General features: G+C 42.1%; 24 protein-coding genes. All 24 read right to left on the reverse strand.

Annotation, left to right across the window (positions count from 1 at the left end):
• Nucleotides 1–3: 3 nt before the first annotated feature.
• The 24 genes from pgeF to M1E09_RS14900 all read right to left on the reverse strand — a co-directional run bounded on the left by pgeF (nt 4) and on the right by M1E09_RS14900 (nt 25457).
• Entirely contained in the window at nt 4–825 is an 822-nt protein-coding gene (gene pgeF, locus M1E09_RS14785; protein WP_456271613.1) for a peptidoglycan editing factor PgeF, read from the reverse strand.
• A gap of 90 nt (nt 826–915) precedes the next feature.
• Nucleotides 916–1194 carry a YlmC/YmxH family sporulation protein gene (locus M1E09_RS14790; RefSeq protein WP_456271614.1) on the reverse strand — a complete coding sequence of 93 codons (279 nt, stop codon included), beginning with the start codon at nt 1192–1194 and terminating at the stop codon, nt 916–918.
• A gap of 88 nt (nt 1195–1282) precedes the next feature.
• Nucleotides 1283–2059, reverse strand: coding sequence for an RNA polymerase sporulation sigma factor SigG (gene sigG / locus M1E09_RS14795; RefSeq protein WP_409253625.1), 777 nt, complete (start codon nt 2057–2059; stop codon nt 1283–1285).
• 261 nt (nt 2060–2320) lie between these two features.
• Nucleotides 2321–3040, reverse strand: coding sequence for an RNA polymerase sporulation sigma factor SigE (sigE, locus tag M1E09_RS14800; RefSeq protein WP_456271615.1), 720 nt, complete (start codon nt 3038–3040; stop codon nt 2321–2323).
• Nucleotides 3041–3100: 60 nt separating this feature from the next.
• Complete coding sequence (gene spoIIGA, locus M1E09_RS14805; protein ID WP_456271616.1) at nt 3101–4027, reverse strand: sigma-E processing peptidase SpoIIGA; 927 nt, start codon at nt 4025–4027, stop codon at nt 3101–3103.
• Nucleotides 4028–4337: 310 nt separating this feature from the next.
• Nucleotides 4338–5504 carry a cell division protein FtsZ gene (gene ftsZ / locus M1E09_RS14810; RefSeq protein WP_456271617.1) on the reverse strand — a complete coding sequence of 389 codons (1167 nt, stop codon included), beginning with the start codon at nt 5502–5504 and terminating at the stop codon, nt 4338–4340.
• Between the two features lie 41 nt (nt 5505–5545).
• Nucleotides 5546–6841 (reverse strand): cell division protein FtsA, encoded by a 1296-nt coding sequence (ftsA, locus tag M1E09_RS14815; RefSeq protein ID WP_456271618.1) that lies wholly within the window; start codon nt 6839–6841, stop codon nt 5546–5548.
• A 116-nt stretch (nt 6842–6957) separates the two neighbouring features.
• Nucleotides 6958–7320: a small basic family protein gene (locus M1E09_RS14820; protein ID WP_456271619.1), complete on the reverse strand. Its 363-nt coding sequence runs from the start codon at nt 7318–7320 to the stop codon at nt 6958–6960.
• A 4-nt stretch (nt 7321–7324) separates the two neighbouring features.
• Nucleotides 7325–8041: a DUF881 domain-containing protein gene (locus M1E09_RS14825; RefSeq protein WP_456271620.1), complete on the reverse strand. Its 717-nt coding sequence runs from the start codon at nt 8039–8041 to the stop codon at nt 7325–7327.
• Nucleotides 8042–8088: 47 nt separating this feature from the next.
• On the reverse strand, nt 8089–8790 hold the full coding sequence (locus tag M1E09_RS14830) for a DUF881 domain-containing protein (protein WP_456275005.1): 702 nt from the start codon (nt 8788–8790) through the stop codon (nt 8089–8091).
• Nucleotides 8774–9562: a cell division protein FtsQ/DivIB gene (locus M1E09_RS14835; protein ID WP_456271621.1), complete on the reverse strand. Its 789-nt coding sequence runs from the start codon at nt 9560–9562 to the stop codon at nt 8774–8776. The genes M1E09_RS14830 and M1E09_RS14835 overlap by 17 nt, the downstream gene beginning before the upstream one ends.
• A gap of 501 nt (nt 9563–10063) precedes the next feature.
• Nucleotides 10064–11164, reverse strand: a complete 1101-nt coding sequence (gene spoVE, locus M1E09_RS14840; RefSeq protein ID WP_456271622.1) for a stage V sporulation protein E — start codon at nt 11162–11164, stop codon at nt 10064–10066.
• Nucleotides 11165–11275: 111 nt separating this feature from the next.
• On the reverse strand, nt 11276–12625 hold the full coding sequence (gene murD, locus M1E09_RS14845; protein ID WP_456271623.1) for a UDP-N-acetylmuramoyl-L-alanine--D-glutamate ligase: 1350 nt from the start codon (nt 12623–12625) through the stop codon (nt 11276–11278).
• Nucleotides 12626–13600, reverse strand: coding sequence for a phospho-N-acetylmuramoyl-pentapeptide-transferase (mraY, locus tag M1E09_RS14850; RefSeq protein ID WP_456271624.1), 975 nt, complete (start codon nt 13598–13600; stop codon nt 12626–12628).
• Nucleotide 13601: 1 nt separating this feature from the next.
• Complete coding sequence (locus M1E09_RS14855) at nt 13602–14036, reverse strand: hypothetical protein (protein ID WP_456271625.1); 435 nt, start codon at nt 14034–14036, stop codon at nt 13602–13604.
• Nucleotides 14036–15499: a UDP-N-acetylmuramoyl-L-alanyl-D-glutamate--2,6-diaminopimelate ligase gene (locus M1E09_RS14860; protein WP_456275006.1), complete on the reverse strand. Its 1464-nt coding sequence runs from the start codon at nt 15497–15499 to the stop codon at nt 14036–14038. The genes M1E09_RS14855 and M1E09_RS14860 overlap by 1 nt, the downstream gene beginning before the upstream one ends.
• Nucleotides 15500–15905: 406 nt before the next feature.
• Nucleotides 15906–17768, reverse strand: coding sequence for a stage V sporulation protein D (locus M1E09_RS14865; protein ID WP_456275007.1), 1863 nt, complete (start codon nt 17766–17768; stop codon nt 15906–15908).
• Nucleotides 17769–17991: 223 nt separating this feature from the next.
• A complete protein-coding gene (locus M1E09_RS14870; RefSeq protein ID WP_456271626.1) occupies nt 17992–20199 on the reverse strand; it encodes a penicillin-binding protein in 2208 nt (735 codons plus the stop codon).
• Nucleotides 20196–20558: a cell division protein FtsL gene (gene ftsL, locus M1E09_RS14875; RefSeq protein WP_456271627.1), complete on the reverse strand. Its 363-nt coding sequence runs from the start codon at nt 20556–20558 to the stop codon at nt 20196–20198. The genes M1E09_RS14870 and ftsL overlap by 4 nt, the downstream gene beginning before the upstream one ends.
• A gap of 23 nt (nt 20559–20581) precedes the next feature.
• Entirely contained in the window at nt 20582–21514 is a 933-nt protein-coding gene (gene rsmH / locus M1E09_RS14880) for a 16S rRNA (cytosine(1402)-N(4))-methyltransferase RsmH (RefSeq protein ID WP_456271628.1), read from the reverse strand.
• Between the two features lie 83 nt (nt 21515–21597).
• Complete coding sequence (gene mraZ, locus M1E09_RS14885) at nt 21598–22029, reverse strand: division/cell wall cluster transcriptional repressor MraZ (RefSeq protein ID WP_456271629.1); 432 nt, start codon at nt 22027–22029, stop codon at nt 21598–21600.
• A gap of 319 nt (nt 22030–22348) precedes the next feature.
• Complete coding sequence (gene bshC, locus M1E09_RS14890) at nt 22349–23968, reverse strand: bacillithiol biosynthesis cysteine-adding enzyme BshC (protein ID WP_456271630.1); 1620 nt, start codon at nt 23966–23968, stop codon at nt 22349–22351.
• A 208-nt stretch (nt 23969–24176) separates the two neighbouring features.
• Nucleotides 24177–24563 carry a DUF3397 domain-containing protein gene (locus M1E09_RS14895; protein WP_456271631.1) on the reverse strand — a complete coding sequence of 129 codons (387 nt, stop codon included), beginning with the start codon at nt 24561–24563 and terminating at the stop codon, nt 24177–24179.
• Nucleotides 24564–25457, reverse strand: coding sequence for a 2-dehydropantoate 2-reductase (locus M1E09_RS14900; protein ID WP_456271632.1), 894 nt, complete (start codon nt 25455–25457; stop codon nt 24564–24566).
• Nucleotide 25458: the final 1 nt, after the last annotated feature.

Consider the following 25458-nt stretch of genomic DNA (forward strand, 5'->3'; position numbering starts at 1 on the left):
GTATCACTCCTTCCAGCCGATAAAGCTCATGATTCTGCCAGTTTTCCCTTGATCTCTCCGATGTGAGAAGAATTCGGTACTTTCACAGGCGGTACAGAGTTCCGATACACTGATGTTGCCAGAGGGTACTCCGCTATTAAGCAGCGTCTGATAGTTGGTCTGTTTTAAATCCAACTCATATTGCCCTTCATATTTTAGATTATATGGTTTTTCATTACAATCTTCTAGTAATTTTTTTACTTTGTCGATAACTCTGTCATCTACCTGGTAGCAGTTTCTGCATATCGAAGGACCGATTGCCACTTTGATTTCTTCTGCCCTTACGCCTTGTGAAGTGAATTCATCGACCATCCTGCCTGCGATATTGAGGACAGTTCCTTTCCAACCTGCGTGTGCAAGTCCTATCAGCCTTCTCCCTGGATGTATAAAGTAAATAGGTACACAATCTGCATAGCACATTGTCAAAAGCAAATCTGGATCACCCGTTATCAATCCGTCTGTACCGGAGATGCTTTTAGAGTAATCAAGCGCTCCCTTGCCTCCGTCCTTTTTGGTGACCCATTGTATGTTGTCCCCATGAGTTTGTTCGGCACAGACCCAGTTATCAAGTGGAAAATCAATTGTTTCCGACAGTATTGCACGGTTTTTCTTTACAGCTTCCGGTTCATCATTGACATGCAAGCCCATGTTCAAAGACTGGAATGAACCTGTACTGCTTCCGCCTTGTTTGCCAGTGATTCCCGCTTTGAGCCCTGGAAACTGCCTTTCCCAATCAGGAAGGGAGAAAAATAGATCGTCAGCTTTGATAAAGGCTTTTTCAATCACTGTAAAGTCTCCTTCCTTTTTTCTATAGTTTACCATAAAACGTTCTATACCGTCACAAACCGTGTAACGGCTATAGAACAATAGTTTCTTTTACTGTTTCTTGGGTTCTTCCAGTTGTGCCTGTAAGTAATGATTATCCTTATGGCGGACCAGAATCACATCTTCTCCGATTTTGACAATTGATGTCCATGGAATGACGATATCTTCATCTTTTCCGAAAAAGCCAAGAAGCTTTCCATTCCTCCCGATGACAATCGCCTCGATTCTGCCTGTATCAAGATTGATTTCTATATCTGCAATATTCCCGAGTTTTCTTCCATCTGATATACTGACAACATCTTTCACCTGGAAATCTGATATCCTAACCATCTCTCTCCCTCTTTCTATGAAGTCTTATTCCATTTATATGCACAATAAAATGGGGTCATGCCCCGCTATACATAGGGGGCATGACCCATTATTGAATATTTTTATTCATTTGTTTGATTGCTGCCTTTTCAAGCCTCGATACCTGAGCTTGCGAAATCCCTATTTCCTCCGCCACTTCCATTTGGGTTTTACCTTGGAAGAACCTTTTTCTGATAATCATTTTCTCCCTGTCATTAAGCCTTCTCATTCCTTCTTGAAGAGCAATCTCTTCTATCCATGTATGATCTCTGTTCCTTTCGTCACTCAGCTGATCCATTACAAAAATCGGGTCTCCCCCATCATTATAAATCGGTTCAAACAGTGATACCGGATCCTGGATGGCATCCATGGCAAAGACTATATCTTCATGCGGAACATCCAGCACTTTGGCGATTTCTTCAGCTGTTGGTTCCTTCGATGTTTCACCCATCAGCTTTTCCCTCACCTGAAGTGCTTTATAAGCGATATCTCTCAATGACCTGGAAACTCTTATCGGGTTATTATCTCTTAAATAACGGCGGATTTCACCGATGATCATTGGTACTGCATATGTGGAAAATCTGACATTTTGGCCCAGATCAAAATTGTCTATCGACTTCATCAAGCCGATACACCCCACTTGAAACAAATCATCTACATATTCCCCGCGATTGTTGAACCTTTGAATCACACTCAATACAAGGCGAAGGTTCCCATTTACCAGCTTTTCTCTGGCTGAAATGTCTCCAGCCTGCATTTCCCGAAAGAGTTTTCTCATTTCCTCATTCTTCAGAACGGGAAGTTTCGATGTGTCTACACCACAGATTTCAACTTTATTTCGTGTCAAATTCTTTCCCTCCTTGCAGGAGTTGCTGTACAAAAATCAGTATCTCCCCGGGAGGGAAATTTATGCATCGTGTTTCTATCCTTCCTTCTCTTGAAAATACTTCCAATCCTGTCATATCAACGATTAATGAAGCCAATTTTTTTGAAATCATTTTTTTATACTCATAGTGAGGTTACTTGGCCCGGCCAAAAGCCGGGAATCCACATTGAAGCTCTCACAACAATAAAAAAAGACGATCTCCTATTAGAGACCGCCATAGCGTCAAACCATCTTATTGAATTCTTTTTTAAGCCTTTTAATGATCCGTTTTTCCAGCCTGGAAATATAGGACTGAGATATTCCCAGCATGTCTGCAACGTCTTTTTGCGTTTTCTCTTCTCCGCCCATCAAACCGAATCTAAGTTCCATAATCTGTTTTTCACGATCAGAAAGTTCTGTTAAGGCGTTGAACAAAAGCTTTCTGTCCACTGTAGCCTCCAGATCTTTCGTAATGATGTCTTCCTCAGTTCCAAGCACATCTGAAAGCAGCAGTTCATTCCCGTCCCAATCAATATTCAGCGGTTCGTCAAAAGAAACCTCAGAGCGGATTTTATTATTTCTTCTCAAATACATCAAGATCTCATTTTCAATACACCTTGATGCATAAGTTGCCAGTTTGATCTTCTTTTCAGGATTAAAAGTATTCACCGCCTTAATCAATCCAATGGTTCCGATACTGATTAAATCTTCAATATTGATGCCTGTATTTTCAAACTTTCTTGCAATATACACAACCAATCTTAAGTTTCTTTCGATAAGAAGTGAACGGGCCGTTTTGTCACCATTGGGAAGTTTCTTAAGCAGAACCTCTTCTTCCTCTTTGGAGAGTGGAGGAGGCAGAGCTTCACTGCCGCCTATGTAGTATATTTCGTCGGTTTTCAACCCCAGCTTAATAAGAAGTTTATACCAGTAGTATGTAAGTCTCAGCCGTAAATTTTTCAATGTAGTTCCCCCTTCTATTTTGGTGAATTGTGAGTATAGTAATAGTGGCGTTGTATTGTATTAAGAGACATTTTGAAGCGACGGAGAAGCCATCATTTTAGGATGAACGATGCTGTCAAAGTTTTCATCTGCAGAAAATTGGATGTTTTGGAATACCACAAGACCTTTTTGGCAAATCCATGTTTCCCCCTCCCTGCTGATAGCAATCGAATCGGGCTTGAAGGCAACCAGCAGTTGGTTCTTCTTTCCGACTGACTGTGCAGGTATGAACCTCATTCTTTCTTCCCATTCTGCAGGAAGAGTACATTGGCCGCTCATGAACCTCTCATTATCATCTGACAGGCTGAGAACCTCTTCAGGCACTATTCCTTTAAGCACAGAAGTAGAAATGAGCATGACCGGGCTTTTGCTCAGCGGATCATAAAGCTGATTCCCGCTGTCAATTAACCCTTTAAATACCAATTTAAGCCCGTTGATTTCCACTTCAATATCTACAAGCTGTTCATATTGGATGTTAACCATTTCGATGCTGTCAACCCTCTTGCGCGCGAAATACCATGCAGCTGGAAGTGCCAGCATGACAAAAACCCAGCTTATAGGATCACCAAACCCTTTGACACTTGCCAAAAACATGGAGGATTGAAGATTGTTATCAAACTGTAAAAAGTAATGAACCCCAATTAAGATACCGCCCGTCAAGAAAGTTGAGAAATACAGCATAAGCAAATTTCCTATAAAGTAACGAAAACGTTTATAACCAAAAGCTGCCAGGACCATAACCACAGAAAACATGAATTTCATTAGCGGATGTCCACTTAAATTGGCGTATGAAGTAAATGATAATATCACTATCAAGGACCCGATGAATCCTCCAAGAAAAACCCTCCACCATATTAGATGCCTTTTTAAAAATACTGCAGTCATTATGAGCAATATGCTGTCTACCAATAAATTTAATAGCCAAATGACATCTAAATACAGAACCAATCCTTCCCCTCCTTTTTGTTCTATTCCGACTGTTATGAGAAGTATATCGTACATACTCTCAGGAAGTGTGTCACTTTCTGTAAGAGAAGAAGTGAAACTTTTCATAGTCTCGTTCGAATATTGTCAAACACTTTTTATATAGTGCGGTTCTCGTTCACTTTGCTGGCTACTAAAAAAGATATTGTTTGATATCCGATTACAGGTGCCCGCAGATCCCTTCTTAGCTATAAGTAAGAAGAGTCTTATCTAAAAACGAAATTCGACAAAAAAAAAAGACTCAAGGATACTCCTTGAGTCTTGTAAATTCATATTATCTTCTACGGTTACGGTTTCTTAAGAAAGTTGGAATATCTAATGTCTCTTCCATTCCCTGGCCGCTTGAGCGTGAAGGTTCTTGCTGCTGCGGCTCTTCCCTCTTCTGCTCACGCTTAGGGGCTTGCTGGCTTACATTAGTATTATTATTATTATTATTATTTGGCTTCATTCCGCCAAAAGACGGCCTTGTTGGCTTAGGCTGAATTGCTTCCTCATTAAAACCGGTAGCAATTACAGTAACCACGATTTCATCCTTAAGATCTTCGTTGATAACAGATCCGAAAATCATGTTCACTTCCTGGTCAGAAGCGGAAGCCACAATGTCTGCTGCTTCCTGTACTTCATATAGAGACAGGTTGGTGCCTCCTGTGATATTCATCAGGACACCTTGTGCACCATCGATAGACGTTTCAAGCAATGGACTTGAAATAGCTTTCTTTGCTGCTTCTGTTGCACGGTTTTCACCAGCTGCAGCACCGATACCCATTAAAGCTGAACCTTTGTTTGACATGATTGTTTTCACATCTGCGAAGTCTAGGTTGATCAGGCCAGGTACAGCGATCAAATCGGAAATACCTTGAACACCTTGACGCAAAACATTATCCGCTTCACGGAATGCTTCAAGCATCGGAGTGCTCTTATCCACGATTTCGAGCAAACGGTCATTTGGAATGACGATGAGTGTATCAACCGCATCTTTCATTGCTCCAATACCGCCGCTTGCCTGCGTGGATCTTTTGCGTCCTTCGAATGTGAACGGACGAGTTACAACACCGACAGTAAGAGCACCAATTTCACGTGCGATTTCAGCGATTACAGGAGCAGCACCTGTTCCTGTTCCACCACCCATTCCAGCTGTAACGAAGACCATGTCCGCTCCTTTTAGTGCTTCTTCAATCTGCTCTTTACTTTCTTCAGCAGCTTTCTTTCCGACTTCAGGATTCGCACCTGCACCAAGCCCTCTCGTAAGCTTGCCGCCGATCTGCATCTTAATTTCAGCTTTAGACAAGTTCAATGCCTGAGCATCAGTATTTACCGCAATAAATTCTACTCCTTGTACACCATGCTCAATCATTCGGTTGACGGCATTATTTCCGCCTCCGCCGACACCGATTACTTTTATGGTGGCTAATGAATCTAAATTTGTATCAAACTCTAACATGAAACATCCTCCTAATTCCTCGATTCTCAACCTATTTAAAACTATTCAAAAAAGTAGCCGAAAAATTTCTTCATTTTCGATGACATTTTCTCGTCATCTGGCTTTTCCTGTTTAACTTTTGGCTTTTCTGTCTGTTCTGGCTTTTTAACATTGCGCTTTTCAGCAGGCTCTGCAGGAACAGGAGATGAACTTACGCTTCTCCCTTGCAATCTAGCATTCTTGTGAGCGTACTTGATCAACCCGACAGAAGTAGTGTATTGAGGTTCACGTACACCAATATAATCAGGGACAGCCACTCTCACGCGGTTTTGAAAAACCAGCTGTGAAAGCTCCAGGACACCTGGCAGATTTGCTATTCCGCCTGTCAATACGTAACCGCCAGGCAAATCATGGACACCCATTCTTCTCAGTTCATGTCCAATCATATCAAAGATTTCTTCTAATCTAGCTTCTATGATATCAGAAATTTCAAGCTGATTAAATTGTTGATGCTGATCGCTTCCGATAATCGGTACACTGAATACCTCATCCTCGGATGCATGATCATAGAAAGCATGTCCATACTTGACTTTGATCATCTCAGCATCTTCAGTGGAAGTGCGCAGGCCAATGGACAAGTCCTTAGTAATGTGCTCCCCTCCCACAGGAAGGACGGAAGCGGCTTTGATATGGCCCTGTTCAAAGACTGCAATTGTGGTTGAACCGCCGCCAATATCAATCAGGGCAGCCCCAAGGCTTTGCTCATCCTTAGAAAGGGCAATGGATCCGGAAGCAAGCGGCTGCAATACGATTTCCATTACTTCCAGTCCAGCCTTTTCAACACAACGCAATGTATTATGTAAAAGTGTCTTAGATCCTGTAATGATGGTGCCTTCCATCTCAAGCCTGACTCCGATCATGCCTCTTGGATCGGTAATCTCATCAAGCCCGTCGACAAGGAATTGTTTAGGAATGACATTGACAATTTCTCTCTCGGGAGGAATTGAAATTACTTGTGCAGCATCCATTACACGTGCCACATCTTCATCAGTAATTTCCCTGTTATCACTTGATACAGCCACGACTCCATGACACGCTTGCAGTGCGACTCCGTTACCAGGTATTCCAACAATAACCTGGTTTATATTTACTCCGACCATCCTTTCTGCTTGCTCGACGGCCTTTTTAATTGATTGAACAGTTTCATCTATATCGACAATGGAACCCTTACGTATCCCATGCGATTTGACATTACCGACACCGATTATATTCAAAGTATCATTGGACATTTCTCCGATGATGACTTTCACAGTGGATGTACCGATGTCTAGACTTACAAAAATTTCATTGCTGTTCACTCTGTGGCACCTCCTTCAATTATTATGTATTATTGAACAACAACCTGGTTTAAGTTGAATTTTGAGTATATCTTATAAAAATATTCGTCGCTTACAATAGATTCCCTTTTAAATTTTCAATTTTTTTCTTTTTTTTCACTATTTGAACTCCAGTTGCTGATTATTATTCTTCGAATAACCGCAATATTTTGGAAAAGCCTCACACCAAAGGCGAAAACTGCTGCTAAATATAAGTCTACACCAAGATGGACACCTAGAAAAGCCAAACTTGCAGCCAAAATAATATTAAAGAAAAAACCGGAGACAAACACTTTATCATCATAAATATTTTGCAGGTGGGCCCTTATCCCACCGAACAATGTATCGAGAGCTGCTAATACCGCAATGGATAAGTAGTTTGAGTATTCGTCTGGAATCCTGATATCGGTAAGCAATCCGAGGATCACTCCTAGCAGCAACCCTAAAACGGGCAGCCACATGCTCCTAATTCCCTCCTTTTGTCTCAGGCTCCATATAACGGACCCTGATAGTATCTTCGTATGCTGGTACTGTCAGGCTTTCCACTGGAGAACTGATATTGACTCTCAAATTATCAATAAAAAAGTCTTCTATTGCCCGGGAAACCTGCATCCGTTTATACAGGTCCTTAGCATCATCCAGGTTTTTGGTCAGCACCCTGATTTCAAAGGGAATTGTATTGATCGGAAAACCGTCAATCTTGGTTTCGCCATTGATATCCCTTATAACAGATGTATTAATAAGCCGATGGCCGTCAATTGAAATATCTTCAGCATCATACCGGTTCAGCTCATTGACCAGACGTTCAAGGAGTTCAGGGGAAACGGACTTTACTTTCTCCCCTAGCAATACCTCTTCCAATGAAGGTTCCACTGTCAATATTACTCCCGGACCTGATTTTTCCATCAGGCCAGCTTCCTGCTTAAGTTCATCAAGAGTTTCCCTTAAAGCCTGTTCCTGGCTTGTCTGTCTCTCAGTCTCATACTTTTCCAACTTTTCATCAATTGATTTGAGGTCCTCATACAAGTTGGAAGAGGCATCTTTTTCATTCTGAATTGCTTCTCTTAATTCCCAAATATCCCTGGTATCCCTAATCACCGGTTCCTGAACTGTCTGGAACTGTACAGCGATCATTAAACCGATAATCAGGGTTATAAGAGTAAAGCTGATTTTATTGCCCACTCTTGTTCACCTTGCTTTCCATTTTCCAAAGATTCTGTATCCCTGCTTTACGATTCACTTATAATAGGGTCAAGAATCAGTTTATTTTCCTTTTTCAGAGTGAATCCAATGTTTTCATTAACCAACTGATCTTTAACACCGCCGGTCAGGTTCAATGCCGACGATAATACTTCCGGATCTCCTATTGCCGTTATCTCAAATGGAGCATTGGAAGGGACATCATCCACTGTAATGACCGGACCGGTACAAAGAATATATGAGTTGTGCTTAAGACGTTGCCCATTGATGGCTACAGCTGAAGCACCGGCGATATATAATTCATTAATCACCTTGAATACATGGCGTTCATGGACAATATAATTATTAACATTCGGTTCATCAGGATTGTATTGCGAGTCGGATAAAGTTACACTAACTCCCGGTCCATTCACTTTCACTTTCCCCAAATACATCCTGTATTTTTCAGCATCTTCAGCCATATTGAAATAAATTTGCTTTTCCTGAGAAAGTTCTTTTTCAATGTTCACTACCTTTTGCTGTTTCTCATAGAGCTCGTTTTGCAGCTCAGAGTTTTTCTCCTGTAAACTTATCAGCTGACCACGTAATTCATCTTCTTTTTTCCATTGTCCGTCTGTCAGCTGAACTCCTTCTTTCTTCTCGGAGTTAGCGAGACTGTAGGAAAAAGCCAGGATGAAACCGAGGACCAGACAAACTAAGGACAGGATGACATGCCTAACTTTCACTTTCATCTTCTTCACCCTCTGGCTCTCCTTCCGTTTCATATTCCCTGAAGTATGAGCCAACTTCCAGATCGATAACCCCTTTGGCAGATGGATTAAGCTGGCTTACGATCGAAGGATAATGAACCATTTTTTCAGAAAAGGTCCTGATTGAGGCACTGACTTCATAACCATCATTCATGAACAGAGACACATGGTAAGGATCTGTCTTTTTGGGCGCCAGTACAATTTCAGAAATGGAGTTCTTAATTTCTGAAGGGAGACCCTTCAACTCACTTACCATGTCCTTCAGCACCTGATCCTCCTTGAAACCTATAAGGATCGGGGCGTCTGTCGGCAGAGCATTTAAATCCCTCGAATCCAGCAAGTCTCCATTTTCCAGTATTGGATAGAAGTTTGTTTGATTAATTAAATAAGCCGCCTTCTCAAATTCCTCTACAACTACCTTAACTGTATTTGGCAGCTGCAACTTCACTTCAGCACTGGAGATTTCAGGTATCTTCTCCAACTCGTGCTTTGTTTGAGATCTGTCGACACTCCAAACACTTGTACCTTTTTCAATAGTGATCTTATTGAGAATGGACTCTTTTGATACCAAATGGTTTCCAGTAATGACGATATCCTTTACTTGACTTAGGGACGACTGAAAATAAACGACTGCCAATATAAGAAGAAGAAAGAGCGATAATAAAAATGTAAGCCTTCGATTCGCTTTTTTCTTTCGATGTTGTTTCAGTTTCGGAATACGTTCTTCCAAGGACACAATTTTCCCCTTGTCCATACTTCATTTCCCCTCCAATAATCATACCGACCAGGAAAAGGCATGGCCTTTTCCGCTATGTAAAACTATTCTTTTCTTTCAAGATGAAGCATCGAGTAACCTGTATGAAATCAGAGCTTTCGCTTTTCGTTTTCATTACCTTTATTCTATATGAAGGGAAAAGATGATTAAAGAGGGTAGACCGTTATTTTCATAATATTTTTCTATTTTTTGTATTTTGAGACATGCGCAATGCCCCATTTTCATTTTTCAGAGTGACGATCTCCGGTATCCCCATGAATTCAGCATATTTTTCCAATGAGAAATTTTATCAAAAATAAAATTCTCTTACCAGTGTGAAGACCTTTTAGCGTATTCCCTATACTACTATATTTTAAACAGGTTCGGACGTTGATAATTAGAATGTCATCTAACTGTAAATTAGTTGATTTGTTTTGTCATACTAATAGACCAAAATAAAAAACGGACCACAAACAAATAGTTGTGGTCCGTTGGATATGGTCAGTATCTTGCATACCGGCTTATGTTCAGCAACACCCCCACTGCCAGAAGCATAAGAGTCAGCGAAGAGCCCCCATAACTCAAAAACGGAAGAGTGATGCCAGTTACAGGCATTAACCCGGTTACTACCCCTACATTGATCATCACTTGTATGGCGATCATCGAGACGATCCCGACAGCAAGAAAGCTTCCATAAAGATCAGGCGCTCCTAAGGCTATGCGTATCCCTCTCCATAAAAGCAGGGAAAACAACAGAAGCACGAGACTTCCTCCGAGAAATCCAAGTTCTTCAGCCAAAATGGCAAAGATAAAATCATTTTGTGGTTCCGGCAGGTAAAAGAATTTTTGCCTGCTTTCCCCAAGCCCAAGTCCCAAAAGCCCTCCCGGTCCAATCGCATAAAGTGACTGTATCATCTGGAATCCGCTGCCCAGGGGGTCTTCCCAGGGATCGAGGAAAGAGGTGATCCTTTTGATCCGGTATGGCGCAGACAGGACCAGCCCTGCAAAACCTGCGAGTCCTACCAATCCCATTGCAGCAAAGTGGCTGATTTTGGCACCGGCGATGAAGATCATGACGACTGCTGTTCCGACCATGACCGTTCCCGTTCCCAGGTCCGGTTGAAGCATAATCATCCCGAAAGCTGTGAAGACAAGCAATAGGGACGGTATGACCCCTTTACGAAATGAAGTTATGTACTTTTGATGTTCAGAAAGGTATTTCGCGAGGAAAGCAATCATGGCCAGTTTCATAAATTCAGATGGCTGAATGGAAAAGGCACCGACTCCAATCCAGCTCCTTGAACCATTCCTTAACACGCCTACCCCTGGAATGAGCACCAGTACCAGGAGAACAAAACAAACGATAATAATTACCTTGCCCCAGGTTCTCCATGTCCAATAATCCACATTCATGATAAAGAACATAGCCAGAATCCCCACTCCGGCAAAGAGCATCTGCCTCTTGGCGAAGAAAAACGTATCTTCGAATTTGTAGTCGGCCCACACAGCACTGGCACTATATACCATTATAAGCCCAATAGCCAGCAAAGATAACGTTACGACAATCAAAATAAAGTCGGGAGTTGATTTTTTTAAAGGCAATTCTAACACCTCGATAGACTTATTTGAGCCGTTTCGAGCAATCAAAACCCTTGATTTTTGCTGTCAATTCACGCTGTTTACTCTTATTGCTCCAAAAAAGACAAGCCCTTACTATAGCTTATGCACCTCATCGATAAAAATGTCACCGCGGACTTCAAAAGTGCGATATTGATCCCAGCTGGCACAAGCAGGCGACAGCAGGATGATATCTCCCTCCTCTGAAATCTCATAAGCGGCAGGTACGGCAGCTTCTACATTATCGACATGTTTTACTGTTTGTATGCCTGCCTTATCGGCTGTTTCAGCCAATTTTGACGCAGTCTCCCCAAATGTTATCAATGCTTTCACATTATTCATATACGGAATGAGGTCATCAAAACTGTTTCCTCTATCCAGGCCTCCTGCTAGCAGGATCGTGGGCTGGTTGAATGCTTCGAGAGCACTTTTTGCAGCAAGGACATTCGTTGCCTTGGAATCGTTGTAGAAAGACCTGCCATCAAGAGTGCGTACAAACTGGGTTCTATGCTTGACCCCTGTAAAAGTTTTCAGAACTTCAGAAATAGATTCATTGTCCACACCGCTTAGTTTCGATGCGATGACAGCACATAAGATATTCTCCAGATTATGCTTTCCTGGCAAGGCGATGGACGCAATGTCGATGATCTTCTCGTTATTGTATTGCAGTGCTCCATCATGGATACTTGCACCTGATTCAAGGAGCCGCTTTGTTGAAAAATAAATTTTCTGCGCTTTTGAAAAACTTAAAACTTCCTCCAGCTGCGGCTGGTCTCCATTAATGATCAGGTAATCTTCCGCTGTTTGGTTAGCGGTGATATTCGCTTTTGCTTTTGCATACTCATCAATTGAACCATGGTAATCCAAGTGAGCTTCATACAAATTGGTGAAAATACTTACCTTGGGACGGAATGTCTCAATCCCCATCAATTGGAAAGAAGACAACTCTATTACGATGTTGTTCTCTTCCTTGGCATCCTGTGCGACTTCTGAAGCAACCGTTCCGATATTTCCAGCGATAAGCGGCAATTTCCCGCCTTTGTGGAGCATTTCATATATTAGTGTAGTCGTTGTTGTTTTTCCATTTGTCCCGGTAATCCCGATAAAAGGAGCTTCAGAAATTAAATAGGCAAGCTCCACTTCTGTAATCACCGGGATACCACGCTCCAGAGCCCCGCTGACAAGGGGATTGTTATATGGGATCCCCGGATTCTTCACGATATAGTTGAAACCTTCATCAAGCAATTCAATTGGATGGCTTCCGCAAATCACCTTGATGCCTTGCTGCAGAAGTCCTTGTGCTTCTGGATTTTCGGAGAATGGCTTCATGTCATTTACGGTAACAAAGGCTTCAAGCTTATGCAGAAGCGAAGCAGCACTAACACCGCTCTTGGCTAACCCTAATACTAGTACTTTTTTGTGTTTAAACTTAAGCGTTGTCTTCAATTATATCCACACCTCAATATATATTCCTAAAACTGCACAAAGAAGGCCGACTGTCCAGAATGTCACCACTACTCTCCATTCTGACCACCCTACCAGTTCATAGTGATGATGAAGAGGGCTCATCCGGAAAACACGTTTTCCTGTAGTCTTGAAAGATATCACCTGGATGATTACAGATAATGTTTCAATGACAAACACTCCGCCTATCAGTACCAATAAAATTTCAAGTTTGGTTAAAATGGCTATGGCAGCTATCGCTCCTCCCAGAGCCAGAGAGCCTGTATCACCCATGAAAACCTTTGCAGGATGTGCATTAAACACAAGAAAGCCCAAAACCGCTCCGACTACAGCCACAGCAAAAATGGACACATCATATTGTGACTGGTTCCACGCAAGTACGGCAAGAGCACCAAAAGCAATGGCAGATGTACCGGAAACCAAGCCATCCAGTCCATCTGTCAAGTTGACAGCATTGGAGAACCCTACGAGCCAGAAGATAATGAACAACACATAAAACCATCCCAAGTCGACACTTATGTCTGTCAACGGAATGGATACAGTGGAAGCAAAATCGTTTTGCTGATAAATGTAAAAGAATACGGCTGATATAACAATCTGGCCGGCAAGCTTTTGCTTGGAAGTCAATCCGAGATTCCTTTTCATCACCACTTTGATGAAGTCATCCAAAAAGCCCAATATTCCAAATCCAACCGTTACCAGAAGCAGCAAGAACGTCTCCGCTCCCAGTTCAGAGTATCGACTTGTAATAAACAATGTAGTTATGATGATCGACAGCAGAAATACCAGACCACCCATTGTCGGAGTCCCTGATTTTTTTTGATGGGACTTCGGGCCTTCCTCCCTGATGCTCTGACCGAATTTCAGCCTTCTCAAGAAGGGAATGAAGATGGGAGACAGAAACACCGTCACCACGAATCCCATAAGGATAGTATAGAAGATTACATTCTCCAGCATCTTATTCCCCCCCTTTCAATAATAATGATTTTTCGGCAATTTCCTTCAATCTGGAATATTGTTCTTTTTCTGATATTTTATATAGTTTGCCCTTTTCTTCTCTAAAAATAAATGTTGTCATTTTTCCCCACTCTTCTTGTTTCGAATTATTGTAGTAATCATCGAGTATCCTTAGTACATCTTCTATTGGATTGTCTGTTATAAATAACGGGAAATGGTTCGGCAGCCACGCTGGAAGTTTCCTCCCTTTCAGCCAAATGGCTGCCACTGCCCCATTGTGAATCGATTTAAACAGTTCTTCATCGGAGAATGGAATGAAGAGGCCTTTAGGCATCGGAACATCTGCTTCTGCAGTAATAGACTCAAATAAAAGCTCCGGATCATCTATCCCTGTGGAAGAAGCAGTCATCTTCTTAATATCCTTATAGGTCAGCATCAATTCAACCTCTTTACGGCATCCTTCGCAGCTGCTCTGTCATCGAATGCTGTAACCTTGTCTCCAATAATTTGATACGCTTCATGTCCCTTTCCGGCAATCAGGACCACATCTCCCTTACCGGCTTGGGAAACAGCATAATCAATAGCTTCCTGCCGGTCAATAATCACATTGAAATTAGTGTGCTTCAAATCAGCTTTCATATCGTTAATAATCTCCAGAGGATCCTCATTTCTTGGATTATCCGAAGTGAAAACGGCATGATCACTGTATCGGCAGGCTATTTCTGCCATGATCGGCCTTTTGGTTTTATCTCTGTCTCCACCACAGCCAACCACTACTGTCACCTTATTTTCTTTAATTGTTTCAATGGTCTTCAGGACATTCTCAAGACTGTCAGGTGTATGTGCATAATCAACAATAATGGAAAAATCCTGTCCCGCTTCTACATGTTCAAACCTGCCGCTCACCCCTTTAACCGATTGCAGGGATGTTTTGATATCTTCCAAAGGAATCTTCGAGATATACGCAGAAGCGGCTGCAGCAAGAACATTGTAAATATTGAACTTGCCAGCAAGCTGGATATTCATTTTAATACTTTCATTCGGAGTGATGAGAGTGAAACTGGATCCATTAGGGCGAAGCTCTATATCCTCCGCGCAGAAGTCTGCAAGGGTACTCAAACCATAAGTAACGACATGGGCAGCTGTTGAACGGATAAAGAATTCTGCTGACGGATCATCCCGGTTGATTATTGCTACCTTGGACCTTTTGCTGTCATATGAGTTCCCTAATTGTGAAAATAACAAGCTTTTCGCACTCTTGTACTCTTCCATTGTACGATGGTAATCCAAATGATCTTGTGTAATATTCGTAAAGACAGCCACATCAAAATCACAGCCATGGACCCTGCCCTGATACAAGGCATGCGACGAGACTTCCATGATAGCCTGCTTTACCCCAGTCTTCACGAATCCACTGAACAGCTGCTGAAGTGTCAGGCTGTCCGGTGTGGTATTCTTGCTGGCAATTACTTCATCTCCTGTTTTCACATATAAGGTGCCGATTAAACCTGTTTTATCACCAGCAGCACTGAATATCCGTTCCATCAGGTGGGTTGTCGTTGTCTTTCCATTCGTTCCAGTAACCCCAATGAGCCTTAGCGCCCTCGTTGGATGATGATAAAAAAAGTCTGAAAGTATCGCCATTGCCCTTCTTGAGTCCCTTACGATTATAACAGGCACATCAAGATCTATTTCTTTTTCGGAGACAACTGCCGCCGCGCCGGAGAGAACTGCTTCTTTTGCTAGTGTATGGCTATCCACTTCGGATCCTTTTATACAAAAAAACAAATCACCATGATCAATTTTTTTATGATGGTTTTTTAAGTTTGCAATTTCAGGATTCCCCTTGCCCCTGGTGGTGTAAAACGGCAATACTCCCAGCAAAGTGTGCAATTTCATCATTTCAACTCCTCATGTATGTAAAGCAACCATTTTTATTTTACAGAAAAACATGAACGAAATCTATCAACCTTTAATATTAGTTATTGGTGAATTTTATAAAATCCATCTGAGTGGCCATCCAATGGGACGGATATCACTTTTCCTATAACCCTCTTTTCCAACATTGTTGGTTTTGTCAGGTGGTTAGTTGATTTCGGCTCCCAGGCTCACTGACCTTCAGAATCATGCCTTATTTGAATTGTGATCAATTCAACAACCTTTTAGAAATAAACTAATGTGCCTATGTTCTATCATTATGATTACAATTTGAAAAGAATGAGTACTATCAGTGAATTGCCTGAAACCGAATCAGTGAACCTCAATCCGATTTCAGGACATTGCTCTTCCTGCATTCTCAACTCTGTTAATCCGCCATTTGTACCCGTATGGTTGCCCCTTCTTTAATTTTCATTCCCGGATCAGGTGACTGCGCCACGACTTTATCGCCTTCCCCGCTTATATCAAGCTTAAGGTTGATCAGCTGCTGTTGAAGCTCTTTGCGAGTCATCCCTACAAGATCAGGAGTTTCCAGAAGAGGTACATCCAGCCATGTTGTCTCCTTTTCAATTTGGTCTTTTCTAGGAGGCACTCCCATTGCACGCAGGCTGTCGCCTATGATATTCCCTACAATTGGTGCTGCAACTACTCCCCCGAATTGGACTGTGCCTTTAGGATTGTCTACAGCAAGATAAACGACAATCTCCGGCTTGTCTGCAGGTGCAAAACCTAGGAAAGATACAATATGATTATTCTCCATGTAGCGGCCGTTTTTCACTTTCTGGGCCGTACCAGTTTTACCTCCGACTCTGTAGCCTTCAACGAAAGCTCCCTTACCGGTTCCCTGTGCCACCACACTCTCTAAAGCATATCTGATTTTTTCAGAGGTCTCTTTAGAGATCACTTGTTTTTTTGCCTGGGGGGAATTTCTCATTACCACTTCACCCGTTTGTGGATCGACCAGTTCCTTGGCAACATAAGGCTGGTAAAGGGTCCCGCCATTGACAGCAGCCGAGACGGCAGCCACTTGTTGAATCGGCGTCACCGCGACACCTTGACCGAAAGCAGTTGTCGCCTGTTCAACCGGGCCTACACGGTCAAGATTAAAGAGCAGTCCCTTCCCCTCTCCCTGCAAGTCGATCCCGGTTTTTTCACCAAATCCAAAATCCTTAATATATTTAAACAGTGTTTCTTTTCCAAGCCTTTCACCGAGTTCCACAAAGCCGGGGTTACATGAGTTCTGCACGACCTCAAGGAATGTCTGTGTGCCATGGCCGCCTCTTTTCCAGCAATGGAGAGTAGACCCTGCAACCTCCACATGACCAGGATCGTGAAATTTTTCTTTTGTAAGATCCACTTTATTTTCTTCCAGTGCGGCAGCCAGTGTTATGATTTTGAAGGTCGACCCCGGCTCATACGTACTCCAGATAGGAAGGTTTCGGTTATATATCTCCTGAGGGACATTCCTGAAATTCGCAGGGTCAAAGGTAGGCCTGCTTGACATTGCCAATATTTCACCATTATTAGGATTCATTGCGATAGCGATAATCCCGTCAGGTTTATAGGCAGCTTCTGCAATATCAAGTTCTCTTTCTATAATTGTCTGGACCTTGGTATCAATGGTCAGTTTTAGATCCAGTCCATCAACCGGGGCTTCATAGTCATCTGCCATATCCGGCATCCTTTTCCCTTTGGCATCTGAAAAAAATTTAACAGAGCCTCCTTCACCGCTCAGTTCCTTGTCATAATATGCCTCAAGCCCCATCAGTCCCTGATTGTCTATTCCCGCAAAACCAAGAACGTGGGATAAATAACTTCCAAAAGGATAATACCTTTTGGAGTCTTCCGCAATATAAACACCTTTAAGATTTAAATCCCTTACTTCCTTCGCTTTTTCATATGATATTTTTCTTGCTTCGTTAATTCTCACCATTGAAGCCGATTTCGTCACATATTTATAGACTTCCTCCAACGGCAGATTCAGGGCTGCCGCCAGTTTTTCTGACGTCTTGGCCGGATCTGTTATTTGCCGTGGAACTACAAATACAGTCGGGGCACTCTGGTTGGTTGCCAGCTCCACTCCATTCTTATCAAGAATTTTTCCTCTTTCAGGTTCAAAAGGAATGTTCCGGCTCCACGAATCCTTCGCCCAGCTTGTCAGCTTGTCCCCCATGAAAAACTGGACATATCCAAGCCTTACATCTATGATCGCGAACACTAATATTCCCATTACCAACGCAAACGCCAGCCTCTTTCTTACCGTTACATTCGATACCCTTTTCACACGAAGAACCTCCCCTTATTTGGCTCGTTCCATTATATGCCTGTACAAGTTAAAGTATGTTAGGAACAGGGAGACAATGCCTGCGCATTAATGAGAGGGATCTATGCTTCTTGAAACGATCTAACAATTAAATCCATAAAAAGACCGGAGATTCCTCTCCGGCCCTGGGTTAATTCAATGGTGCATTTTCATCAGGCTCACTTGGAGCATTTTGTTCCTCAAGCTGCTCTTCAGGTGTTTGGAATGTCACGACAAGCGGCTCAGACTCGCTGAACGAGGAATCCGGTTTTATGTTCTGCTTCGTTACATATCCCGTACCCACCATATTAAGCTTAAGGTTTGCCAGCTTAGTAACCTTTAAGACATCTCGGACTGACCAGCCTTTCATGTCCGGAATCGTTAAATTCCCATCCGTACGGAGAACAACCTTTTCTCCTTGAAGGAGCACATCGCCCACTGCAGCAGATTGGCTTACTACCTTATTGCCATCTCCTATAATAACGGGGGCAAGTCCCGATTCTTCCAGCTGCTTTTTCGCTTTTTCTACGGATAGTTCCGTTAAATCCGCCAGTTCTGATTTCCTAATGCTTTTACTTTCTTCCGGTTTAATGTTCAAGTATTTCAGACTATTCAGCATAACCGGATTGAAGACGTCTGAAACAGGGTCAGAACCAATTTCACTATCCTTTAATGACGGCTTCTTGATAGCTACATAGACAATCAGCTGTGGGTTATCAGCGGGAGCCATACCTAAAAAAGAGAATAAAAAGTTTTCTTTCCCGTATTGGTATTTTCCATTTTCATCTATTATTTGAGCAGTTCCTGATTTCCCCGCTACATCATATCCTTCGATTGCAAATGGCTTCCCCGTACCTTTCTCAGCAGTAACTGTAGAGGCTAAATATTCTCTTACCTTTTTCGCCGTCTCTTCAGAAATGGGAGTACCTGCCACTTCAGGTTCCGTATTCTTGATCGTTTTTTTCGTATCAGAATCAACAATTTTTTCAATTACGTAAGGTTTCATCATTTTACCAGCATTTGCAATAGCTGTTTCTGCCTGGATCAATTGAAGTGGAGTCACTGTTGTTCCCTGTCCAAATATTGTTGTCACTTTTTCTATTGGATAATTATAAAGTATACTTCCGGCACTTTCATTTGGAAGATCGATGCCCGTTGCTTTCCCGAAACCAAAAGAATCCAGATATGTTCTAAATTTTTCTTCTCCAATTTTCTCAAGGAGTTCTGCAAAAGCTACGTTTGAAGACCTCTGAAGCCCCTGGAGAAACGTGATTGTTCCCCAACCTTGGCCATTATTCCAGTCACCTATCGATTGGCTCCCTACGTAATATCTGCCGGACTGATAATATTCATTAGGGTTAAACACCCCTTCTTCAACCGCAGCAGCCAATGAAAAGCTTTTCATTGTGGAACCAGGCTCATAAGAAGATTCAACAATTTCATTTTGCCAGGATACAAGATCTTCCCTTGTGTCAGGATGGAAAGTAGGCCTTTGCGCCATGGCCAGAATCTTTCCTGTTTTGGGGTCCGCCACTATTGCCAGCATCTTCTCCGGCTTATACTGCCTGTCGACTTTACTCATTGTTTCTTCCAGGAACGTTTGAATTTTCTTATCAATCGTCAAGTAAACGTCGTTACCGTTTTGAGGAGGTGTCACATGCTGCTCTGTCTGAGGCAGGATATAGCCCCATTTATCACTGTCATATTTCACCTTTCCATCTTTTCCGCTTAGGTAATCATTCAGGCTTTGTTCAATACCCATCTTCCCGACGATTTCAGTTTCATTCCCTTCATTCTCTTCCTTCTGGGCAAAGCCGATTAAATGTGAGGAAAAGATTCCGTTTGGATAAAACCGTTTTGACTCTTTTACAAATGTGACGCCGGGAAGTTCTTCTTTTTCAATTTCAAGCTTAAGTTGATGGGAAATCCCCCTGCCGGCACTTCCGAACTCAACCTGGAAACGCTCCTGGTCGGATCCTTTAGTCAGCCGCTCATAGAGCTGGGACTCATCCGCCTCGAGATAAGAGGCGAGCACCCTTGCCGTCTTTTCAAGATCCTGTACATGTTTCGGCTCTTCACTTCCATTCGAAACTGACTCATCAAGAATCGCCACAAGCGTGTATGCAGAGGTATCTTCAGCAATGACTTCCCCTTTGTGGTCGAATATTGTGCCTCTTCTTGCTTCAAGTACACCGCTCTTAAGATATTTTTTTGCAGCCTGCGCAGCCAGGACTTTGCCGTCTGCTTCCCCTGTAACTTGTATAGTGACAAAACGAACCATTAAAACAAAAAAGAGCAAGCCGAAAAATCCAAAAAGGATGGCTGCCCCAATTCTCATTCCCGGTCTCTTTTTACTCATTGATTCTGCACAACCTTAACATTCTTTTCTTTCAAATCAAGACCCAGCTCTTTAGCTTTTTCAAGTATTCTTTCGTATGTACTCAGCTCGCTGATTTGCAGCTTCAGGTCGGAGTTGGCTTTCTCTTGCTTCTCAATCTGTGATTGAACAATCTGAATTTCTTTATTGGCTTTGTAGATTGATGACTGAGTGGAGATAATATTGACTGCCATGAAACAAAACACGACCGCTATTAGTGCTACAAGGATTTTCTCTCCGGGAGTAATCAGCGGCCTTTCTTCTCTTGCCGGCGCTGTTTCCTGCTGCCTTTGAGGCTGTTGGATGGTCTGCTCCTTATACTTCCTGGCTAAGTTACTCACTCTCTTTACTCCCTCCTGTTTCTCTATGCTTTTTCTGCCACTCTCAATTTAGCAGAACGAGCTCTGTTATTTTCTTCTAATTCCCCATCACTTGGTAATATCGGCTTCCTGGTCACAAGTTTTAACTCCGGCTTGTATTCATCCGGAATTATAGGAAGTCCAGGTGGAAGTTCGGGTCCGGCCGCCTTTTCTTTAAAAATCGTTTTGCAGATTCGGTCTTCCAATGAATGGAATGTTATTACACTTATCCTTCCGCCCGGCTTCAAAATCTCAATTGATTTCTCAAGAGCTTCTTCGACAGCATCCAATTCATCATTGACAGCAATCCTGATCGCCTGGAACACCCTTTTCGCCGGATGTCCGCCTTTTCTCCTTGCAGGTGCGGGAATGCCTTCTTTTATCAAATCAACTAATTCGCCTGTTGTTTCAATCGCCTTCGTTTCCCTGGCCGCTTCAATCTTCCTCGCAATCTGCTTAGAAAACTTTTCTTCTCCATATCTGAAGAAAATTCTCACCAAATCTTCATAAGGCCATTGGTTGACTACCTCATAGGCAGTTAATTCGCCCTCAAGATCCATTCTCATATCAAGAGGTGCATCATGATGATAACTGAATCCTCTCTCAGGTGTATCAAGTTGAGGGGAAGAAACTCCTAAATCAAACAGGATGCCGTCTACTTTGTAGATGCCAAGATCAGCAAGTTCCTCTTTAATGTAACGAAAGTTTGATCTTATGAATGTAACTTGATCCAGATAAGATGCAAGTTTTTCTTTCGCATGGTCGATGGCCGTCTGATCCTGATCAAAACAATAGAGCTTTCCATTGCTTGTAAGCTGTGAGGCGAGATATTCACTGTGTCCTGCACCCCCAAGGGTACAGTCAACATAAATGCCGTCTTTTTTGATGTTCAATGCATCCACTGTTTCTTTCAGTAATACGGTTGTATGTTCAAACATTTTTCTTCACCTTTCCAATCGAACAGTTTTGAATAGTAGCATAGCCTTTTTTTCGCTTAGATTACGGGTTTGCAGTGCTTGCTCTAAATATCGAAATCAATCATATTCTCGGCAATCTCTGCAAAAGAATCCTCTGACTGTGAGAAATAGTCTTCCCATAAAGACTTACTCCAAATCTCAATTCGGTTGGAAACTCCCAATACTACACATTCTTTTTCCAGTTTTGCGTAATCCGTAAGCGTGGAGGGAATATTGATTCGCCCGGTCTTATCCAGTTCACATTCTGTGGCTCCAGAAAAGAAGAACCTTGTAAATGCCCTGGCGTCTTTCTTGGTCAGCGGAAGAGCTTTTAATTTTTCCTCCAGTGCTCTCCATTCCCCGAGCGGATATCCAAATAAACATTGATCAAGTCCTCTGGTCAACACAAAGGCATCACTAAGATGCTCCCTGAACTTGGAGGGGACGATTAAACGGCCTTTATTATCAATGTTATGCTGGTATTCGCCCATGAACATGTCCACTGCCCCCACTTTCTAACACAAATGTACCACATTCCCCCACTTTTCTCCACATATAAATTAAATTCTTCCTCACCGCTCTATTTCCTGCTTTTTATTGAAACTCTTTTTGTTACATTTTCACTGATAACAGAAAATGGATTGATCAGGGTTTAAGTACCATTCTCCGTATTCCTGAGCAAGCGCATTGCAGGCAGTACCAGGTTCCTCCCTGTAATAGGCGAACTTCAGAAGCGGAATCTTTCACCTCCGGAAACAGCAATCAATGCAAAAAAAGGAAGAGTCGATTACGTAATCGACTCTTCCTTTACGAATTTTAAATTTTGATGACCTTATGATTCCCGTCAAACTCCATCGGCAGGGACATTAACTCAGAGATGAAGTTTTCTCCATACCTATTCATGAAGTAATACAGGTTCCACATTCTCTCTTGCGGAGCCCCCTCAGGCTTTAGGGAAGATTGGATTCGATCATACTTCCTCAGGGTTACTTCGTTCTTCTTCTTGATGGACTGCTCCGCCTTTAATCTCAGGAAGCCAAATTGCTGCCTGTGGAAAGCCAGATTCTTATCAATGATGCTTTCAAGTCCTTTATCAAGATTTTCTGCCTTAATAAATATCTTTTCATATGATGCAATTAAATCTTCCTCTGCTGCATCTATACTAGCATCAAAAGATTTGTCCTTAACTGATTCCCAATATTGCTGGCGATCTTTCTCTGTGCCCTCTGTCAGTACTTCTTTCAGTGAAAGGTTCAATTCCTGCAGATTTCTGCTGACATCCCTTTCAAGGAAAGTCAAGTTCAGCCTGGGAACAATCGGAGGCATGCTAATACCGGCCCACTCAAAAGCTTTCTTTAGTTCCCCCCAGTAAGCTATTTCTCCTGGTCCGGCAACAAAAGCAAGAGTCGGAAAGAGCCATTCTTGCATCATAGGCCTTGTGACCACATTATTGCTGAATCTGTGAGGCTCTGATTGCAAGATCTCTTCCAACTGCTTTAATGTATAGGTCAATTCGCCATTTTTCCCTTTAAATTCATTTCCTTCTCTTTCAAGAAGAATCCGCTCTCCATTCTCTGTGATGAACAAATTAGCAGCATGGTCTTTGGTCTCAATTGCAAGAGGAAAGCCTCTTTCCAAAATGATTTCCTGCTGTGCCTTTACCTTTTTGGTAATGCTGCTGCTGCCCTCAAGGAGATGGAGGAAATAAGGTTTCTCCAATTTTCTTAAAGGAGGGTAGGCTGAGTCGATAATCAATAAGCCATAATCCTTGAATAGGGACATGATAATAGTGCTGAAAAAATCAACTACAGTTTCAGCATTCTCAATTGCATGCTCCAAGTGGTGAAGCAGCCCTTTTGTAAATTCCGTCTCGCCAAAATGGTGAATTATCTGACGGACCCACTTTATCATTGTGCTTTTTTCAAATACGAACTCACTTGTCATTCGCTTGTCATTCGCACGTTCAGGATAACCTAACTTTGCAAGCTTTCCATTCTGTTCGGCAAAAACATGGTTGATTTCCAGATAATCATGATCCTCACCAGCAATCCAAAAGACTGGGACCACCGGGGAATTTAATTTATCTTCCTGTTCTTTTGCCAGTTTAATGATAGATATAACTTTATGTATAGTATAAAGCGGTCCAGTCAACAAACCTGCCTGCTGGCCGCCAATGACCACCGGCGCACCGCCTTTTAACTTTTCCAGAGAAGCGTGCACTTCACTTCCCATAGGAAAAGGCTTCATATATCCTGCTATGATATCCGCCAACTCAGCTCTTGGAAAATCCCTCTTTGTTAAGTCAGACATTCTTTCTTCATAAAGGCGCGGATTGGTAAGTGTGTAATGAAAAAAAGAAGTTACCGGGAATTCCTGTTGTAAGTATAATGAAGCGAAACGATTTGTTGCTGGAATATATAAGCTTTCCAGTTCCATTTAAATGACTCCTTTTCTTCCATCTTCTACTGTTCGTAGTATAGCATTCCACAACAATAAAAGGAAAAAACTTGCCTGAACAGGAATGTTTGTTAAACGATCTATTGGTATATATGTAGCTATTTACAAAGATTTGAGTGATGTCCACTCCAATCACCATAGTTTCAAACAAGTTTGAAATCCAAATTCCACAGTCTTTGAAAACAGCTTATAACGAATCAACGATTCTGGAGGCTGTTCCATATAACATGAGGATAATATAAGCCATGGAGAATAACAAAAAGTTCAATCTCCATCCCCCTTTGATGACACTTCTGAAAATAACTTCCTCTTTGATCTTCCAATGGATAACTGAAAGGAGCCCCGTGCTGACAATCATCACTAACATTATGATCCATAAGTAAGATTTATTCCAAATTGCCAGTACGATGAAATGGACTGCCACTATGAGAAGAAAGGTCGTGACATTAACAGCTGCATTAACTGCTTTTTTATGTTTACCGGTTATTTGCTTCATCAGGATGAACGTTGTGAAATAACCTAAAAAAGGAAGAAGGGTGAATATCGCAACTAAATTAGAAATAATAGACGACATTTAATTGTTTCCCCTTTCATTATCCAGTCCTTTGACCATTTTATACAAAGCGGGAATAAGTGTCAGCGGAAGGTGCTCTTTCTTCCCTTTCTCGACCAACACCCCTAAAATGGCATCTATCTCTGTCTCCCTCTTTGCCTTTATATCAGCAAGCATAGAAGACGTGTTACCGCGCGTATTACTTCCAATTGCTTTAATGTCTTCAAATGAGATGACAGATTTTAATTGTGGAAACAGCAGAAGAATTTCCTTGAAAACAGACTGTGCAAGACTAAGAAAGTCAGCATTTTTGACCAACTGGCCATTTTTCACCCGAAGAACGGCGGTTAGAGGGTTGATGACAGCATTGACTGCCAGTTTCTCCAGCAGCATGATTTCATAATCAGGTTTTAGCTGAAAAGGAAAATCACTGCTTCTGTACATCAGCATTGTGAGCGGCTCCGAGTTCCCTCGAAAAACAGCTGCATTCGTTTTTCCCTTTCCCATATGTACTACAGTATTATCATTATATTTAATTGACCCATGCTCAACGGTACCGACATAGATGTGGTGATTTAGGAGGCCTTTTAACATCTCTAGGTGGCCAATGCCGTTCTGGAGGAACAACAGTGGAATCTCATGAGGAATATTCTTGATGGTGTCCTTTAGGCCAATCAGGTGGTACTGCTTGACAGCAATGATGATTAGGTCATTTTCGGCAATGCCTTCAAAATTTATTGAAGCTTTAACAGAAACTGGGTATTGAATAGAAGCACTCTTAAGTGAAACCCCTTGATTATTAATAACTGCTTCCTGTTCTTTTCTTTTTACATATAACGTCACATCAAATTCTTTTCCAAGGTTAGCAGCAAAAAGCAGACCGACTGCCCCGCCGCCGATGATGCCTATTTTCATA

The sequence above is a fragment of the Bacillus sp. AK031 genome, assembly GCF_053903065.1.

Coding starts and splice junctions, on each gene's coding strand:
- M1E09_RS14790 (WP_456271614.1), bottom strand. CDS start 1,194: ATGGTTAGGATATCAGATTTCCAGGTGAAAGATGTTGTCAGTATATCA.
- ftsZ (WP_456271617.1), bottom strand. CDS start 5,504: ATGTTAGAGTTTGATACAAATTTAGATTCATTAGCCACCATAAAAGTA.
- M1E09_RS14820 (WP_456271619.1), bottom strand. CDS start 7,320: ATGTGGCTGCCCGTTTTAGGGTTGCTGCTAGGAGTGATCCTCGGATTG.
- M1E09_RS14830 (WP_456275005.1), bottom strand. CDS start 8,790: ATGAAAGTGAAAGTTAGGCATGTCATCCTGTCCTTAGTTTGTCTGGTC.
- M1E09_RS14835 (WP_456271621.1), bottom strand. CDS start 9,562: ATGGACAAGGGGAAAATTGTGTCCTTGGAAGAACGTATTCCGAAACTG.
- mraY (WP_456271624.1), bottom strand. CDS start 13,600: ATGCTGGAGAATGTAATCTTCTATACTATCCTTATGGGATTCGTGGTG.
- M1E09_RS14855 (WP_456271625.1), bottom strand. CDS start 14,036: ATGCTGACCTATAAGGATATTAAGAAGATGACTGCTTCTTCCACAGGG.
- M1E09_RS14860 (WP_456275006.1), bottom strand. CDS start 15,499: ATGAAATTGCACACTTTGCTGGGAGTATTGCCGTTTTACACCACCAGG.
- M1E09_RS14865 (WP_456275007.1), bottom strand. CDS start 17,768: ATGGGAATATTAGTGTTCGCGATCATAGATGTAAGGCTTGGATATGTC.
- M1E09_RS14870 (WP_456271626.1), bottom strand. CDS start 20,199: ATGAGTAAAAAGAGACCGGGAATGAGAATTGGGGCAGCCATCCTTTTT.
- rsmH (WP_456271628.1), bottom strand. CDS start 21,514: ATGTTTGAACATACAACCGTATTACTGAAAGAAACAGTGGATGCATTG.
- mraZ (WP_456271629.1), bottom strand. CDS start 22,029: ATGTTCATGGGCGAATACCAGCATAACATTGATAATAAAGGCCGTTTA.
- bshC (WP_456271630.1), bottom strand. CDS start 23,968: ATGGAACTGGAAAGCTTATATATTCCAGCAACAAATCGTTTCGCTTCA.
- M1E09_RS14895 (WP_456271631.1), bottom strand. CDS start 24,563: ATGTCGTCTATTATTTCTAATTTAGTTGCGATATTCACCCTTCTTCCT.
- M1E09_RS14900 (WP_456271632.1), bottom strand. CDS start 25,457: ATGAAAATAGGCATCATCGGCGGCGGGGCAGTCGGTCTGCTTTTTGCT.